Consider the following 15765-nt stretch of genomic DNA (forward strand, 5'->3'; position numbering starts at 1 on the left):
CGGCGGGGGGACACCCGCTCGTAGGGACAGGGAGACTTTGATGTCACGTATGTCGTTGCGCACGAGGCTCGGGGCTGTGGCGGCCGCGGGGGTGATGGCGTCGGGTACGGGGGTCCTGGCGGCGGGATCCGCGCAGGCGTCCGACCACACGGTCGCCGGATGTCCGTCCGGGTACGCGTGCATATACCCGCAGGACGCGGTGCCGGTCACCCCGTCGCTGAAGTGGTCGCGGGCGGGGACGTACAACCTGAGCGGCCAGTACGGATGGCACTGGGTCCTGAACAACCAGACGCAGAACTGGAAGTTCAAGCTGTGCACGGGCTGGGGCGGCGGGGGGACCTGCACCAATATCCCGGTCGACCAGTGGGTGCCGGTCGACCTCACGCCGATCAACTCGGTCGTCGTCTCGCCGTAACCGCAGGTCAGGACCGCTGGGGCCCCGGAGGAAATTTCCTCCGGGGCCCTTCTGTTGTGCCGGTGTGGCAGAAAGTTCGAGTTTCAACTAAACTCGACGCAGAAGGAGGTCCTGACCATGCCCGCAGTGACTGTTGAGAACCCGTTGACCCTTCCGCGTGTGGCCGAGCCGCAGGCCGCCGTTCCGCGCAAGGTGCTGGCCGTCGTCTCCGCTCCCGGTGGGTTCGAGGGTGAGGGATTCCCGGTGCGCCGCGCGTTCGCCGGGATCAACTACCAGTACCTCGACCCGTTCATCATGATGGACCAGATGGGTGAGGTGGAGTACGCCCCGGGTGAGCCCAAGGGAACCCCTTGGCACCCGCACCGCGGCTTCGAGACCGTCACGTACCTGATCGACGGAACCTTCGTCCACCAGGACAGCAACGGCGGCGGCGGGATCATCAACGGCGGTGACACGCAGTGGATGACCGCGGGTTCCGGCCTCCTGCACATCGAGGCCCCGCCGGAGTCCCTCGTCGTGTCCGGCGGGCTGTTCCACGGCCTCCAGCTGTGGGTGAACCTCCCGGCCTCCGACAAGATGATGCCCCCGCGCTACCAGGACATCGGCGGCGGGCAGGTCCAGTTGCTGACCACCCCGGACGGCGGCTCCCTGCTCCGCGTCATCGCCGGCGAGCTGGACGGCCACCAGGGCCCGGGCATCACCCACACCCCGATCACGATGATCCACGCGACCGTCACGCCGGGCGCGCAGATCACCCTGCCGTGGCGCGAGGACTTCAACGCACTGGCGTACGTCATGGCCGGGCGTGGGTCGGTCGGCGAGGACCGCAGGCCGGTGCAGACGGGGCAGACGGCCGTCTTCGGCGAGGGCGGCTCGCTCACCGTGCGGGCGGACGCCTCCCAGGACTCCAACGCCCCGGACCTGGAGATCGTGCTCCTCGGCGGACGTCCCATCCGGGAGCCGATGGCGCACTACGGGCCGTTCGTGATGAACAGCCAGCACGAACTGCAGCAGGCCTTCGACGACTTCCAGGCGGGCCGGCTGGGCCGCATCCCCACCACCGCGCGCACCGGCCTCGGCCACCGCGGCACGGGTACGGCGGACCAGGACTGATCCGGCAGGCGCGGGGGTGCCCGAGTGCGTCCGGTACGCGGGCACCCCCGCGGCCTGACGGCGGGGCGAACCCAGGCCGTCAGACGGCCCGGCGGTAGAAGGTCCGGCCGGCGGAGCCGGAGGAGACGGACCACACCTCGCTGATCAAACCGTCGGTGATCCGCAGGGTGTCCGTCCCGCTCCTGGAGACCGTGCGGGAGTCCTCGCCCGTGAAGGAGGCGAGATAGGGGCGCGCGACCAGGCCGGTCGGTGTGCCGTCGACGAGCGCGAGGTCCACGACCGCCGCGCCCTCGGCCACGAAGCGGAGCCCACGGTGCTCCCGATGCCACACCGCGATGATGTCGGCGAGCTGCCGCGGGGTGCGGACGTCGTCGAAGGCCTCGGTGCCCGCCTGCGCGTACCGCAGGACGAATTCCGGCGCCATGATCTTCTCGGCGAGGTCCAGGTCGCCGTTCCACATCGCCGTCCACCGGTCGTAGACGTCGATCCCTGACCGCCGCACGTCGTTGTCACCCATCACATCCGCCCTCGATCGTTTCGGGTTCGCGAGTCCCGCGATGCTGACACGAGGGTCTGACAACGGAGATCGCCCGCAGGGCCCGGCCGGGCCGGCCTAGGCCGGATCCCCGGGTCCGGGCGTCGCTTCGGCGGCGTACCGGGCCCGCAGTTCCGAGATCACGCCGAAGACGGCGGCGGTCAGCGGCACCGCCAGCAGCATCCCGAGGATCCCGGCCACGCTCGCGCCCGCGGTGATGGCCAGCATCACCACGGCCGGGTGCATCTGCACCGTGCGGCTCTGCACCACCGGCTGCAGTACGTAGCCCTCGATCATCTGGACCAGCAGGACCAGACCCAGCGCCCACAGGCCGATGATCCAGCCCCGGTCGGCGAAGGCCACGAGCACGGCCACGGCGCCTGACAGGATCGCCCCGAGGTACGGGATGTAGGCCGTCACGAAGACCAGAGCGGCCAACCCCAGCGCACCGGGCACATCGAGGATCAGCAGACCCACGCCGATCAGCACGGCGTCCACCAGGGCCACGAACGTGGTCCCGCGCATGAACCCCTCGACGGCCTCGAAGGCGCGCCGACCCATGGCCTCCATCAGGTCGCCCGAGCGGCTCGGGACGATCGAGCGCAGCGTTCCCACGGCCCCGTCGGAGTCGCGGAGGAAGAAGAAGATCAGCACCAGCGCGAGCAGCACCATCGCGATCATCGAGCCCACCACGCTGAGCCCCGAGACCACGCCCGAGGCGGCCGTGCCGCCGAACTTGGCGAGCAGGTCCTTGGAGTTCGCCGCGACGTCCTCCAGCGAGGTGCCCACCGCCCCGAAATGCTCGGATACCATCTCGCCGGCCTTCCGCAGCGACTCGATGATCTCGCCGCCCGTCTCGATGAGCGCGAGGACGACGACGTACGCGGCCCCGCCGACGACGGCGACCACGGCGAGGCAGGTCAGGGCCGCGGCCAGCGAGCGGTTCATCTTCATGCGGACCAGGCGCCGGTGCATCGGCCCGAGCAGTGCCGTACCGAGCACGGCCAGCAGTACCGGCGTCACGGCGGCCTCGAAGACGGTGCACAGCCATACGCCGACGGCGAGGACCGCGGTGACGAGCAGGACGACGCCACACCAGGCGGCGAGCCGCCGTACGGGCGCGGGCAGGAGGGGATCGGACACCGCTGCATCCCATCACACCCCGCCGCGCCCGTCGCGCGCCGTGCCCCGTCGCACCCTGCCGCCCGGTCAGAACACCGGGTCGGCGCCCGTCTTCGACTGCTCGTGCAGCTCGAACCAGATCGACTTGCCCTCGCCCCGCGGGTCCACGCCCCACGCGTCGGCCAGCATCTCCATCAGCAGCACCCCGCGGCCGCTGGAGGACATCTCCCCCGGCTGCCGCTTGTGCGGGAGTTCGTCGCTGCCGTCCGCGACCTCCACGCGCAGCCTGCGCGCGCCCAGTTCGCCGATCGCCTCCGCGACCAGCAGGGCGTCGCCGTCGGTGTGGGTCAGCACGTTCGTCACCATCTCGGAGACCATCAGCACCGCCGAGTCCACCTGGTCGGGGTCGGCCCAGTCGTGCAGCAGCTCGCGGATCTGCTGCCGGACGCCCGCGATCCGTTCGGGCTCCACCTGCGCCACGGTCAGCACGGTGCGCCGCACGGGACGGGCCGGGGTCGGCAACGCGGTGCCCGGGGGGCGCTCCGCGCTCTCGCGGCACAGCAGCACCACCGCTATGTCGTCCTCGCGGCGGTCGGCGAGCGGGCCGGTGGTGTGGTGCGAGGACGGCCCGTGCACGGCCTGGACCAGCAGGTCGGCCAGTCGTTCCAGGTGCGGGGGCGCGAAATGCCCGACCGCGTCGGCGCCCGCTCCCGGGACCTCGTGCGTGTCGGACTCCAGGACCGCCCGGAGCCGCGCCCAGCCGGTGTCCAGGTCGTGCCCGCCGGTCTCGATGAGCCCGTCGGTGCAGAGCATCATCGTCTCGCCGGGCTCCAGGGTGAACCGGGTGGTGGGGTAGTCGGATTCGGGGTCGATGCCCAGCGGCAGCCCGCCCGCGGTGGGGCGCATCAGCACGGTGCCGTCGGCCATCCGGATCGCGGGATCGGGGTGGCCGGCCCGGGCCACCTCCAGCGTGCCGGTCCGCGGATCGCACTCCACGTACAGGCAGGTCGCGAACCGCGGGCTTCGGAAGTAGGAGTCGGCGTCGGCGTCGGCGTCCCGGCCGCCGTCGTCCGTGTACGGGTCGGACTCCGGCGAGGAGCACAGTCCGGCCAGGAAGCGGGAGGCGCGCGAGAGCACCGCGTCCGGCCGGTGCCCCTCGGACGCGTACGCCCGTACGGCGATCCGCAGCTGGCCCATCAGCCCGGCCGCCCGGACGTCGTGGCCCTGGACGTCGCCGATGACCAGGGCGAACCGGCCCGAAGGCAGCGGGATCATGTCGTACCAGTCGCCGCCGACCTGGAGCCCGCCGCCGGTCGGGACGTAGCGGGCCGCGATCCGCATGCCGGGGACCTCCGGGCCGAGCTGCGGCATCATCGACCGCTGGAGGCCGGTGGTGAGCTCCCGCTCGGATTCGGCCACCACGGCGCGCTGGAGCGCCTGGGCCAGCATCCGGGCCACCGTCGTCAGGACGGACCGTTCGTCGGGCGAGAAGGACGCCGGGTGCTTGAACGCGGCCATCCAGGCGCCCATGGTCCGCCCGGCCACGATCAGCGGCAGGAAGGCCCAGGAGACCCGGTCGAAGCGCTGGGCGAGCGGCCAGGCGGCCGGGAAGCGCCGCTTGTAGTCCTCGGGGCTGGGCAGGTAGATCGCCCGGCCGGTACGGACGACCTCCGCGGCCGGGTAGTTCGTCTCCAGCGGCATGTCGGAGAACGGTCCCTCGTCCCCCGGATCGTGCCCGTGGTGCCCGATGATCGACAGGCGGTCCCCGGCCACGCCGAAGACGGCCAGCCCGTCCGGGCTGAAACCGGGCATGGAGAGCGAGGCGGCGACGCGCAGCACCTCGGCCGTGGACCGCGCCTCCGCCAGCGCCCGCCCCGCGTCCAGCAGGAAGGCCTCGCGGGAGCGCCGCCAGTCGCCCGTGATGGGCGTGTGGGCGGCCGTGGTGCCGGGTTGCGGCTCGGCGATCTCCTGGATGGTGCCGATCAGCTCGTAGTCCGTGGTTCCTCCCCCGGACTTCGTCCGGGGGGACCCCCCTGCCGCCCGGTTCTCCACGGGTTTGGAGCGGCTGCGTACGGTCCGCAGCACCCGGCCGTCCACGTCCATGATCCGGAGCCGGGCCTCGGCGAGGGTGCCCTCGGCGACGGCCAGGTTCACGATCCCGTTGATCTCGTTCCAGTCCACCGGGTGGAATCGGGACCGTACGGCGACCTCCGGCAGCACCACCGGTTCGGCGGGCAGCCCGAGGAGCCGGGCGGCCTCGCCGTCGAGGGTGACCGTCCCGGAAGCGTTGTCCCATCGCCACAGGCCGGTCGCGATGGCGGCCAGAACATCCTCGGTGCGCACTCGGCCATCTTTACAGGTCATATCCGTCACGTGCCTGTTCGCCCGTTCCGTGGGACGCGTCCGGCCGTGACCCACGGACGCGTTTGCGCAGGCTGGAGGGAGTGCCCGACCCGCCTCCTTCCCGGACGGTAACCTTGGGACGGTTGAATCCACCCTGGTATCGCGTAGAACTGGATGACTGATGCATCGGTACAGGTCCCACACCTGCGGCGAGCTCCGCGCCTCTGACGTCGCCGCCGACGTCCGACTGAGCGGCTGGCTGCACAACCGTCGAGACCTGGGCGGCATCCTCTTCATCGATCTGCGCGACCACTACGGCATCACGCAGCTGGTCGCCCGGCCCGGCACCGCGGCGAACGAGGCGCTGAGCAGCGTCACCAAGGAGACCGTCGTCCGCATCGACGGCAAGGTCGTCTCCCGCGGCGCCGACAACGTCAACCCGGAGCTGCCGACCGGCGAGATCGAGATCGAGGTCTCCGCGGTCGAGGTCCTCGGCGCGGCCGCCCCGCTGCCGTTCACGATCAACACCGACGACGGTGTGAACGAGGAGCGGCGCCTGGAGTACCGCTTCCTCGACCTGCGCCGCGAGCGTATGCACCGCAACATCATGCTGCGCTCCGCCGTCATCGCGTCGATCCGTTCGAAGATGGTGGCCCTCGGCTTCAACGAGATGGCGACGCCGATCCTCACCGCGACCTCCCCCGAGGGCGCCCGTGACTTCGTCGTGCCGTCCCGCCTGAACCCGGGCAAGTTCTACGCCCTGCCGCAGGCGCCGCAGCAGTTCAAGCAGCTGCTGATGATCTCCGGCTTCGACCGGTACTTCCAGATCGCGCCGTGCTTCCGCGACGAGGACGCCCGCGCCGACCGTTCGCCGGGCGAGTTCTACCAGCTCGACGTCGAGATGTCGTTCGTCGAGCAGGAGGACGTCTTCCAGCCGATCGAGCGCCTGATGACCGAGCTCTTCACCGAGTTCGGCAACGGCCGCGAGGTCACCTCGCCGTTCCCGCGGATCCCGTTCCGCGAGTCGATGCTGAAGTACGGCAACGACAAGCCCGACCTGCGCGCCAAGCTGGAGCTCGTCGACATCACCGACGTGTTCGAGGGCTCGGAGTTCAAGGCGTTCGCCGGCAAGCACGTGCGCGCCCTGGCCGTTCCGGACACCGCCGCGCAGCCGCGCAAGTTCTTCGACGGCCTCGGCGAGTACGCGATCTCGCTGGGCGCCAAGGGCCTGGCCTGGGTGCGCGTGGGCGAGGACGGTGCCCTGACCGGCCCGATCGCCAAGTTCCTCACCGAGGAGAACGTCAAGGTCCTCACCGAGCGCCTGGGCCTCGCCCCCGGCCACGCCGTGTTCTTCGGCGCGGGCGAGTTCGACGAGGTCTCCAAGATCATGTCCGGCGTCCGCGTCGAGGCGGCCAAGCGCGCGGGCCACTTCGAGGAGAACGTCTTCCGGTTCTGCTGGATCGTCGACTTCCCGATGTACGAGAAGGACGAGGAGACCGGCAAGATCGACTTCTCCCACAACCCCTTCTCCATGCCGCAGGGCGGAATGAAGGACCTGGAGGAGAAGGACCCGCTGGACATCCTGGCCTGGCAGTACGACATCGTCTGCAACGGCATCGAGCTGTCCTCCGGCGCCATCCGCAACCACGAGCCCGAGGTCATGCTGAAGGCCTTCGAGATCGCCGGTTACGAGGCCGAGACCGTCGAGCGCGAGTTCGCGGGCATGCTCCGCGCGTTCCGCCTGGGCGCCCCGCCGCACGGTGGCATCGCCCCGGGCGTGGACCGCATCGTGATGCTGCTGGCCGACGAGCCGAACATCCGCGAGACCATCGCCTTCCCGCTGAACGGCAACGCGCAGGACCTGATGATGGGCGCGCCGACGGTGCTGGAGGAGGCCCGTCTGCGTGAGCTGAACATCGCGCTGCGCAAGCCGGTCGAGACGAAGGCGGCGGAGCGGCCGGTATCCGACGCGGTCACCCCGGACGCCGGGTCCCCGCGCGGCTGACGTCCCGCACGCCGATACGCCGAAGGCGGCGCCCCCTCCTTGCCGGAGGGGGGCGCCGCCTTCGTCGTCGTGCCGTTCCGCCTGCTGTTCCGCGGGTGTTAGAACCGCTCCAGGATGCCCTTGACGAGGGCGGCGGAGGTCAGCTCGGTCGGGGCCGGGCCGGCGTGGAAGAAGCCGGCGTTCTCGGCGTCCAGCTTGCGCAGGAAGTCGAAGGCCTTGGCGTCGTGGTCGCCGAAGGCGACGAACTGCCAGTGCACGCCGGGGGCGGCGGTGGCGGCGTCGGCCAGGGCCTGCCGGGCGGGCTGCCGGTTGTCCGGGGCGCCGTCGGTCTGGAAGACGACCAGGGCCGGGCCCTCGCCGCCGTCCTTCTGGTAGCGCTCCAGGACGGCCTCGACGGCCACGTGGTAGCTGGTGCGGCCCATCCGGCCGAGCTCGGCGTGGCGGGTCTCGACCCAGGCGGCGTCGTAGCCGTCGAGAGCCAGGTCGGCGGTGCCGTCCACCTCGGTGGAGAAGAACACCGTGTGCACGGTCGCCGCGTCGTCGAGGTGCGCGGCGAGGGCCAGCGCGTGGTCGGCGAGGTACTGGGCGCTGCCGTCCTTGTAGAACCCGCGCATCGACCCGGAACGGTCCAGCACGAGGTAGACCTTGGCCCGCGCCCCGGCCTTCCCCTTGCCCCGCAGGACCTGTCCGGCGGCCTTGTACGCCCCCGCGACCTCAGGAGCGCGCCGCCGCACGACGGCAGCCCCGTGGGCGGGCGCCTCCGCCACGACGACAGCCTCGACCTCGGGCTCGGCCGCCTCGGCGGCGACGGGCTCGGGCTCGGCGACGACCTCGGGCTCCGCCGCCTCGGCGACGACGGGCTCGGGCTCGGCGACGACCTCGGGCTCCGCCGCCTCGGCGACGACGGGCTCGGGCTCGGCGACGACCTCGGGCTCGGCCGCCTCGGCGGCGACGGCCTCGGGCTCGGCCGCCTCGGCGGCGACGGGCTCGGGCTCGGCGACGACCTCGGGCTCGGCCGCCTCGGCGGCGACGGGCTCGGGCTCGGCGACGACCTCGGGCTCCGCCGCCTCGGCGACGACGGGCTCGGGCTCGACGGGCTCGGCCTCGGCGACGACCTCGGGCTCGGCCACCTCGGCGACGACGGGCTCGGGCTCGACGGGCTCCGCCTCGACCTCGACCTCGGCGACGACCTCGGGCTGCTCAGCCTCGGCCGCGACCGGCTCGGCCTCGACCTCGGCGGCAGCCGGAGCCTCGACCTCGACCTCGGCCTCGGGCTCCACCACCTCGGCGGGGACCGGCTCGGCCTCGACCTGCGCCACCTCGGCGGCAGCCGGTTCGGCAGCCGGTTCGGCGGCCGGCGTGGGCTCCGCCGCAGGGGCGGGGGTTTCTCCGCCGGACTTCGCCGTAGGCGCCCGGCGGGCTTCCGGGACCGTCGGGTCCGCCGCCGGTGCGGGGGCCGTGAGGACCGTACCCGGTTCACGGTCACGCGGGGTGGACTGCGGCGGAACCGTGGGGTTGTCGAAGGACGCCGCCACCATTTCGGCGGCGACGTCCAGAGGGGTCCGTTCCGCCTGGTTCGGGACAGCGGCCGACGGGGTGTCCGTAGTCTCCGGAACGGATTCCGCGGACCGTCCGAATACCTTGCGCAACAAGCTCCGAATACCCATGGGCCAGGCCTTTCGCATGTGTGCGTGCGTCATTTGTCCGTGCTGCGCGGATGATCCCTGCCCAGAGTGGACACGTAAGGTTATCGGCCGCCCGGCTGGATCTTCGGCAGGGGCGCCTTTCGTGGCGCCCGTCCCCCAATCACTCGTACACGCTGAGTGAACTGCCGCTCCGACGTGCTGGGTTCACCGACCGTTCATCCCCGCGCCGCCGCTTCGGCGCAACCCGGGCCTACCGTCGCGGCTGGATCGTACCGACAGGTTGTCGGCGCCCACGCAGCTACTCGGAGGACACTCGTGCGCAAGCTTCTGCCGTTCATCGGCAACCCGCATGGGAGCGGCCGGTCCGCTCTCACCTGTCGTTACCGCTGTGGCGACGCCTGCTTCCACGAGGTGCCGAACACCAGCGACAACGAGTACGTCGGCGATGTCATAGCCCGCGCCTACTCCCGCCGCTCGATGCTGCGTTCCGCCGCTGTCGTGACGGTCGCCACCGCCGCCGGGTCCGCCGTCGCGTTCGGCGGCTCGGGGCAGACCGCCAACGCCACCCCCTCCGCCGATGCCGCTGCGGCCGCCGCGGGCAAGGGCGGCGAGGCCGCTCGTGGTCTGCGCTTCAAGCCCGTCGCGCCGAACACCGACGACAAGGTCACCGTCCCCGAGGGCCACGACCAGAACCTGGTGATCCGCTGGGGCGACCCGATCATCAAGGGTGCCCCGGGCTTCAACCCCGACAAGCAGACGGCCGCCGCGCAGGCCGGTCAGTTCGGCTACAACAACGACTTCCTGAGCCTCCTCCCGCTCGACGGCGACTACGAGCGCCGGCAGCTGCTCGTGGCCAACCACGAGTACACGGACGAGAACCTCATGTTCAAGGCGTACGACGCGAACAACCCGACCCGTGAGCAGGTCGAGATCGCCTGGGCCGCGCACGGCCTGTCCGTGGTCGCCGTCCAGGAGGACCACCGCAGCGGCAAGCTGACCGCGATCAGCCGCCACCAGCTCAACCGGCGCCTGCACACCACGAGCGAGTTCCGACTGACCGGCCCCGCCGCCGGCAGCGCTCTCCTGAAGACCTCCGTCGACGCCACCGGCACCAAGGTGCTCGGCACGCTCAACAACTGCGCCGGTGGCACCACCCCGTGGGGCACCACCCTGCACGGCGAGGAGAACTTCAACCAGTACTTCGCCAACGCCGGCCAGGTCACCGACCCCACCCAGGCCGCCCGCCTCAAGCGCTACGGCATGACCACCGGCGCCACCGAGCGCAAGTGGGAGCGGTTCGACAAGCGCTTCGACGTGGCGCAGGAGCCCAACGAGTCGCACCGCTTCGGCTGGGTCGTCGAGCTGGACCCGTACGACCCGAACTCGGTCCCGCGCAAGCGCACCGCGCTCGGCCGCTTCAAGCACGAGGCCGCGCAGCCCCGCCTGACCGAGGACGGCCGTCCGGTCGTCTACATGGGCGACGACGAGCGCTTCGACTACTTCTACAAGTTCGTCTCGTCGAAGCAGATGAAGAAGGGCAATTCGCGCGCCGCGAAGGAGCACAACCTCACGCTGCTCGACGAGGGCACGCTCTACGTCGCCAAGCTCACCGGTGACTCCCCGGCCGCCGAGCTCGACGGCACCGGCAAGCTCCCCACCGACGGCGAGTTCGACGGTTCCGGCGTGTGGATCAAGCTGGCCACCGGCAACGTCTCGCACGTCGAGGGCATGACCGCCGAGGAGGTGTACGTCTTCACGCGCCTGGCCGCCGACAAGGTGGGCGCCACGAAGATGGACCGCCCCGAGGACGTCGAACCCTCCCCGCGCACCGGTCGCGTCTACGTCGCGTTGACCAACAACACCGATCGGGGCAAGCCGGGCAAGGAAGGCGCCACCGAGGCGAACCCGCGCAACCTGAACAAGCACGGCCAGATCCTGGAGCTCGCCGAGAACTTCGACAACCCGGCGGGTGACGGGTTCGCCTGGCGGCTCTTCCTGGTCGCCGGTGACCCGAACGACCCGGCCACCTACTTCGCGGGCTTCCCGAAGGACAAGGTCAGCCCGATCTCCTGCCCGGACAACGTGGCCTTCGACCCGCACGGCAACCTGTGGATCTCCACGGACGGCAACCAGCTCGGCTCCCACGACGGCCTGTTCGGTGTCGCGACGGCCGGCGAGCGACGCGGTGAGCTGAAGCAGTTCCTGACCGTTCCGCGCGGCGCCGAGACCTGCGGCCCGCTCATCCAGGACAAGCGCGTCCTGGTCTCCGTCCAGCACCCGGGTGAGATCGACGGCGCGTCCGTCGAGAAGCCGCAGTCGGTGTGGCCCGACGGTCCCGGCAAGATCGTCCGTCCGGCGGTCGTGTCCGTGTGGCGCAAGGACGGCCGCAACATCGGCGTCTGACCGGACCAGTTGACCCGAGGGGTGTGTTTCACGTGAAACACACCCCTCGGGCATCCAAGCCGTTCAACCGGTGCAATGCGCTCAATTCCCCTCCTGCGTCCTGCCGACGGGGAGGTGGAGCGTCGTCACCGCGCCCCCGTCGGGCGCGTTGGCGAAGCCCACTTCGATCTCCAGCACGGCCGCCTGCCCCATCACGATCGTGAGGCCCAGGCCGTGGCCGCGACCGCGGCCCGGGTCCCCGGTACGGAACCGCTGCGGACCCCGTGCGATCAGCTCGGGCGGGTAGCCGGGCCCGTGGTCGCGGACCACCACCACCGGGCCCTCCACGGTCACCTCGACCGGCGGCCTGCCGTGTTTGCCGGCGTTGACCAGCAGGTTGGCCAGGATCCGGTCGAGGCGCCGCCGGTCGGTGACCACCACGGTGTCCCGCACCACCCGTACCGAGGGGCCCGACCCGGCATCCGCCTCGGCATCCGGCCCGGCCCCGCTCACCGCGGTGGCCGCGGCGACGGCCCGTTCCACGGCCCGGCCGAGCTCCACCCGGGCGAGGTCGGCCCGTTCGGCACCCGAGTCCAGCCGGGAGATCTCCAGCAGGTCCTCGGTCAGCAGGTGCAGGGCCCGCAACCGGTTGTTGATCATCTCCTTGGGTCGGCCCTCGGGAAGCAGTGCCGCCGCGGCCAGCGAACCGGTGAGCGGGGTCCGGAGCTCGTGCGCGACATCCGCCGTGAACCGCTTCTCCGCCTCCAATCGGCCCTGGAGCGAGCTGGCCATCGAGTCCAGCGCGTGCGCCACGTCCCGTACCTCGTCGCGGGAGCCGCGCGGGCCCGGGTCGTCCCCCTCGTGCGGGAAGTTCACCCGGGCGTCCAGGTCCCCGGCGGTGATCCGGCGGGCCACGGCGGCCGTGGTCGCGAGCCGCCGGCTGATCCGGTCGGCGAGGAACAGGCCGGCGAGGGCCACCAGCCCGGCCGCGAGGACCGCGGAGGCCAGGATGGCGGTGTCGATGTCCCGCAACCGCTCGCGGGTGCTCCCGAAGGGCAGCCAGACCGCCAGGGCCTGGCCGTCGGCGGGTCCGGCCGCCCACATGACGGGCTTTCCCCCTTGTAGTCCGACGATGCTGCCGGTCTGGCCGCTCGCGACGAGCTCGCGCAGTCGCCGGGGCAGGTCGGGCGGGTCGAGCACGGCGTTCACGTCGCCGTGCGCGGTGCCGTACTCGTAGTGGCCCAGGGCGTGGGTCAGCTCGGTGGCGGCGGCCTTGCGGACCTCGCCGACCATCTGCCGCGCGACCACGTTGTGCACCAGGATGCCGAGTGCGGCGGCGACCATGCAGCACACCATGGTGGTGGTCAGCGCGATCTTCCAGCGCAGGCTGCTCAGCGCGCGCATCGCGATCCCGCCTCGTTCACCGGGTTCTGCGTCAGCGCCGGGCAGTCGTCGAGGGTGAGCTGGGAGAGGTTCATGATCCCGGCCTTCGGGTCCCAGACGTAGTCGGAGACGGCCACGTAGGCGGGGTTCGTCGTGGGCTCGCGGACCGCCAGATGCTCGGCGGCCACCTCGACCCCCTCCAGCACCCCGCGCCGGGACAGGATCCGGGCGATGTTCCCGTCGTCCTGGACGGTGTAGACGCGCAGTTCGCTGACCCGACCGTCGATGTCCAGGGCGGTGATGAGCTCCTCCCGGCCGTTGCCCGTCAGGTCGTGCAGCACCGCGGGACGCACCGGGCAGTCGGGGCCGCCGTCCACAGCCTGTGTACAGAGCGCGAGCCGCTGGACGGCGCGCGGGTCGACGAGCCGGCCGGTGCCGCCGTCCTGCTCGGCGGCGGAGGTGACGTCGGCGCGTACGACGGACAGCGCGTCCACCCCGCGCATGCTCAGATCCGTCACCTTGGGGAGCCCGGGGACCACGGCGGCCGTGCCGGGCTTCTGGTCCGCCGCGGGCGGCTCGGGGCGGATGTCCCTCCAGAGGCTCCTGGGGGCGTGCACGGTGCCGAGGTCGCCCTCGCTCTGCAGTCCCTCCACATCGGCGCACCCCACCAGGAGTACGGCGAGGACCATCACGGCGGGGACGCGGCGCATGATCCGATGCTGCCCCGTCCGCCGGCGCCCGGCCCGGGAGGCGACCCATTCGGGGGACGCCGGTCCCGGGCGGGCCCGCGCGGGTCAGGTCTCCGGGCGGGCGATGGCCAGGGCCGCCGCGATCTCCTGGTGGACGGGGGCCAGCACGCTCGACCCCGCGCCCGCCGGCTCCGCGTCCTCCACCCGTACCGGGACGGTACTGCTGCGCACCCGGTCGGCCAGGTCGCGCAGCCGGCGCGCGATCGACTCGACCTCGTGGGCGGGGGGCGGGGCCGCGCCGTGGTTGACCCGGACCCGCGCGGCGGTGGTCGCGTCCACGATCCGCTCCACGGCGACCACCAGCGGCCACCAGGCCGCGGCCCGCGGCCCGGTCGGCGGGGGCTCGGTCAGCGCCCGCTGGAACTCGCTGCGCACACCCGACAGGTCCCGGTAGATGCGCCGCCGCGCCTGGAGGCGGGCGGTCCGCGCTACGGCGAACGCGGCCTCGTCGGCGACCGGGGCGAAGGCCCGTTCCACGTAGCGGGCGGCGTCGTCCACGGTGGCGGCGAGCCGGTCCCCGATCCGGGTGTGCCAGCTCTCGGGCCACAGCAGGTAGCCGAAGACGAGGGTGATGGCGCAGCCGATCAGACTGTCCACCAGCCGGGGCCGGATCAGGTCGAAGCCCTGGTGGTTGAGCAGGTCCGAGAGAAGCAGGATCACCGGGGTGATCGCGGCGGTCTGGAAAGCGTACCCCTTGGCGGAGAACGCGGGGATCAGGCCGGCCAGCACCACCATCACCGGGACGTCCCACCAGCCGCGCGGCACCTCGGAGAGCACGGCGGCCGCGATCACCAGCCCGCCCGCGGTGCCGAGCGCGCGCAGGACGGCCCGCGAGAACACCGAGCCGAAGTCGGGCTTGAGGACGAAGGTGACGGTCAGCGCGACCCAGTAGGAGCGCTCGACCTCGATCACCGATACGAGGGACTGCGCGATCCCGATGCACAGCGCGAGCCGCAGCCCGTACCGCCACGAGGCCCGGGACAGCATCATGTCGCGGACCGCGCGCCGGGCCCGCACGCGTAGCGCGGCGGGCCGGCCGAGGCGGTCGTCCACGTTGTGCAGGTCGGGTTCGGCGACGTGCACGATCTTCGCCGCGTGGCGCAGGGCCGCGTCGACGGCCCGTTCGGCCGGGGTGTGCGCGGTGGGCAGCTCCAGTACCGGGGCCGTGGTGCGGCCCTCCTCGACGGCGTCGGCCAGTTCCCGTACGGCCGCCGGGATCTCGGGGGGCAGCGGCCGGCCGCGCAGGTGCGCGGCGGGCGCGGCCTCCACCAGCGGGATCACCACGTTGAGCTGGGCCAGCAGCCGCACCAGGGAAGGGCTGCGCCCGTGCACCCGGGCCCGGCGGCCGAGCACGAGGTCGTAGGCGTGGTCGATGGCCTGGGTGACCTCCTGGCGGCGTTCCTCGTAGCGGGCGCCGGGGCCGCCCGCGGCCTCCAGGGCGCCGGCCAGGGCCCGGTAGGTGTCCGCCACGGCGGTGCGCTCGGGCTGCCGGCGGCGCAGCGGCCAGCCCAGCAGGGTCAGGGCGAGGACGAACAGCCCGCCCGCGGTCAGCAGCAGCGGGGCCGTCCACCAGGGCTCGGGCAGCGGCAGTCCGGCGCCGATCACGGCGTTGAGCAGGAGCAGCAGTCCGGACACGGAGGCGACCGTGCCGATGGAAGAGATCATCCCGGAGACGAGGGCGATGAGGGTGAGCGCTCCGACGGCCAGCCAGCCGTGCCCGTAGACCAGGGTGCCCAGCGCCACTCCGACGGCGCCGACGAGCTGGGGGACGGCGATGTTCAGGACGCGCATCCGGTAGGCGTCGGCGGTGTCGCCGAGGACCCCGGCGAGGGCGCCCATGGAGGCGAGGGCGCCGTATTCGGGCTCGTCGAGGGCGAAACCGACGGCGAGCGGCACGGACATCGCGACCGAGGCCCGGGCCACGGCGGCCCACGGGATGGGCGCGGAACTGGGCTTCAGCCCGCCCAGCAGCCAGGAGGGCGGAGCCAGCGGAAGGTGCCGGGCTCTGCGCGACGATATGTGTTCGGTGCGTTCGGTGCTCATTCCCGCTTCCGTGCCCGCCGCTCGCGATT

At 72.1% G+C, this 15765-nt stretch carries 11 protein-coding genes; 4 read left to right on the plus strand and 7 right to left on the minus strand.

Translation table 11 applies throughout. The features are described 5' to 3' along the window. Positions 1-49 precede the first annotated feature (49 nt). Positions 50-415 carry a hypothetical protein gene (locus ACGFYY_RS18605; RefSeq protein WP_393710590.1) on the plus strand — a complete coding sequence of 122 codons (366 nt, stop codon included), beginning with the start codon at positions 50-52 and terminating at the stop codon, positions 413-415. A gap of 117 nt (positions 416-532) precedes the next feature. Further along, entirely contained in the window at positions 533-1528 is a 996-nt protein-coding gene (locus ACGFYY_RS18610; RefSeq protein WP_030755028.1) for a pirin family protein, read from the plus strand. Between the two features lie 79 nt (positions 1529-1607). Here ACGFYY_RS18610 and ACGFYY_RS18615 read toward each other — a convergent pair whose 3' ends face one another. From ACGFYY_RS18615 to ACGFYY_RS18625, 3 genes are all read right to left on the minus strand, one after another. Continuing rightward, positions 1608-2045, minus strand: coding sequence for a nuclear transport factor 2 family protein (locus ACGFYY_RS18615; protein ID WP_393710592.1), 438 nt, complete (start codon positions 2043-2045; stop codon positions 1608-1610). A gap of 96 nt (positions 2046-2141) precedes the next feature. Beyond that, positions 2142-3206, minus strand: a complete 1065-nt coding sequence (locus ACGFYY_RS18620; protein ID WP_393710594.1) for an AI-2E family transporter — start codon at positions 3204-3206, stop codon at positions 2142-2144. Between the two features lie 66 nt (positions 3207-3272). Then, entirely contained in the window at positions 3273-5528 is a 2256-nt protein-coding gene (locus tag ACGFYY_RS18625; protein ID WP_393710596.1) for a SpoIIE family protein phosphatase, read from the minus strand. 181 nt (positions 5529-5709) lie between these two features. Between ACGFYY_RS18625 and aspS the strand changes: the two genes are divergently transcribed. Further along, the gene (aspS, locus tag ACGFYY_RS18630; RefSeq protein ID WP_393710598.1) at positions 5710-7533 is read left to right on the plus strand and encodes an aspartate--tRNA ligase; all 1824 of its coding nucleotides are present in this window, start codon (positions 5710-5712) and stop codon (positions 7531-7533) included. A 98-nt stretch (positions 7534-7631) separates the two neighbouring features. Here the strand turns inward: aspS and ACGFYY_RS18635 are convergent, their stop codons facing one another. Continuing rightward, positions 7632-9200 carry a VWA domain-containing protein gene (locus ACGFYY_RS18635; protein ID WP_393710600.1) on the minus strand — a complete coding sequence of 523 codons (1569 nt, stop codon included), beginning with the start codon at positions 9198-9200 and terminating at the stop codon, positions 7632-7634. Between the two features lie 294 nt (positions 9201-9494). Here ACGFYY_RS18635 and ACGFYY_RS18640 point away from each other — a divergent pair, with 294 nt between their 5' ends. Continuing rightward, positions 9495-11582 (plus strand): PhoX family phosphatase, encoded by a 2088-nt coding sequence (locus ACGFYY_RS18640; protein ID WP_365269818.1) that lies wholly within the window; start codon positions 9495-9497, stop codon positions 11580-11582. A gap of 81 nt (positions 11583-11663) precedes the next feature. On the opposite strand, the gene ACGFYY_RS18645 is transcribed toward ACGFYY_RS18640, so the two are convergent. From ACGFYY_RS18645 to ACGFYY_RS18655, 3 genes are all read right to left on the minus strand, one after another. After that, positions 11664-12965, minus strand: a complete 1302-nt coding sequence (locus ACGFYY_RS18645; protein ID WP_393710603.1) for an ATP-binding protein — start codon at positions 12963-12965, stop codon at positions 11664-11666. Then, a complete protein-coding gene (locus tag ACGFYY_RS18650; protein WP_393710605.1) occupies positions 12953-13654 on the minus strand; it encodes a hypothetical protein in 702 nt (233 codons plus the stop codon). Before ACGFYY_RS18650 ends, ACGFYY_RS18645 begins: the two co-directional genes overlap by 13 nt. Before the next feature lie 84 nt (positions 13655-13738). Continuing rightward, a complete protein-coding gene (locus ACGFYY_RS18655) occupies positions 13739-15736 on the minus strand; it encodes an FUSC family protein (RefSeq protein ID WP_365269809.1) in 1998 nt (665 codons plus the stop codon). Positions 15737-15765: the final 29 nt, after the last annotated feature.

It is taken from the genome of Streptomyces sp. NPDC048331, from assembly GCF_043201215.1.
In the GTDB taxonomy this organism is placed as follows: domain Bacteria; phylum Actinomycetota; class Actinomycetes; order Streptomycetales; family Streptomycetaceae; genus Streptomyces.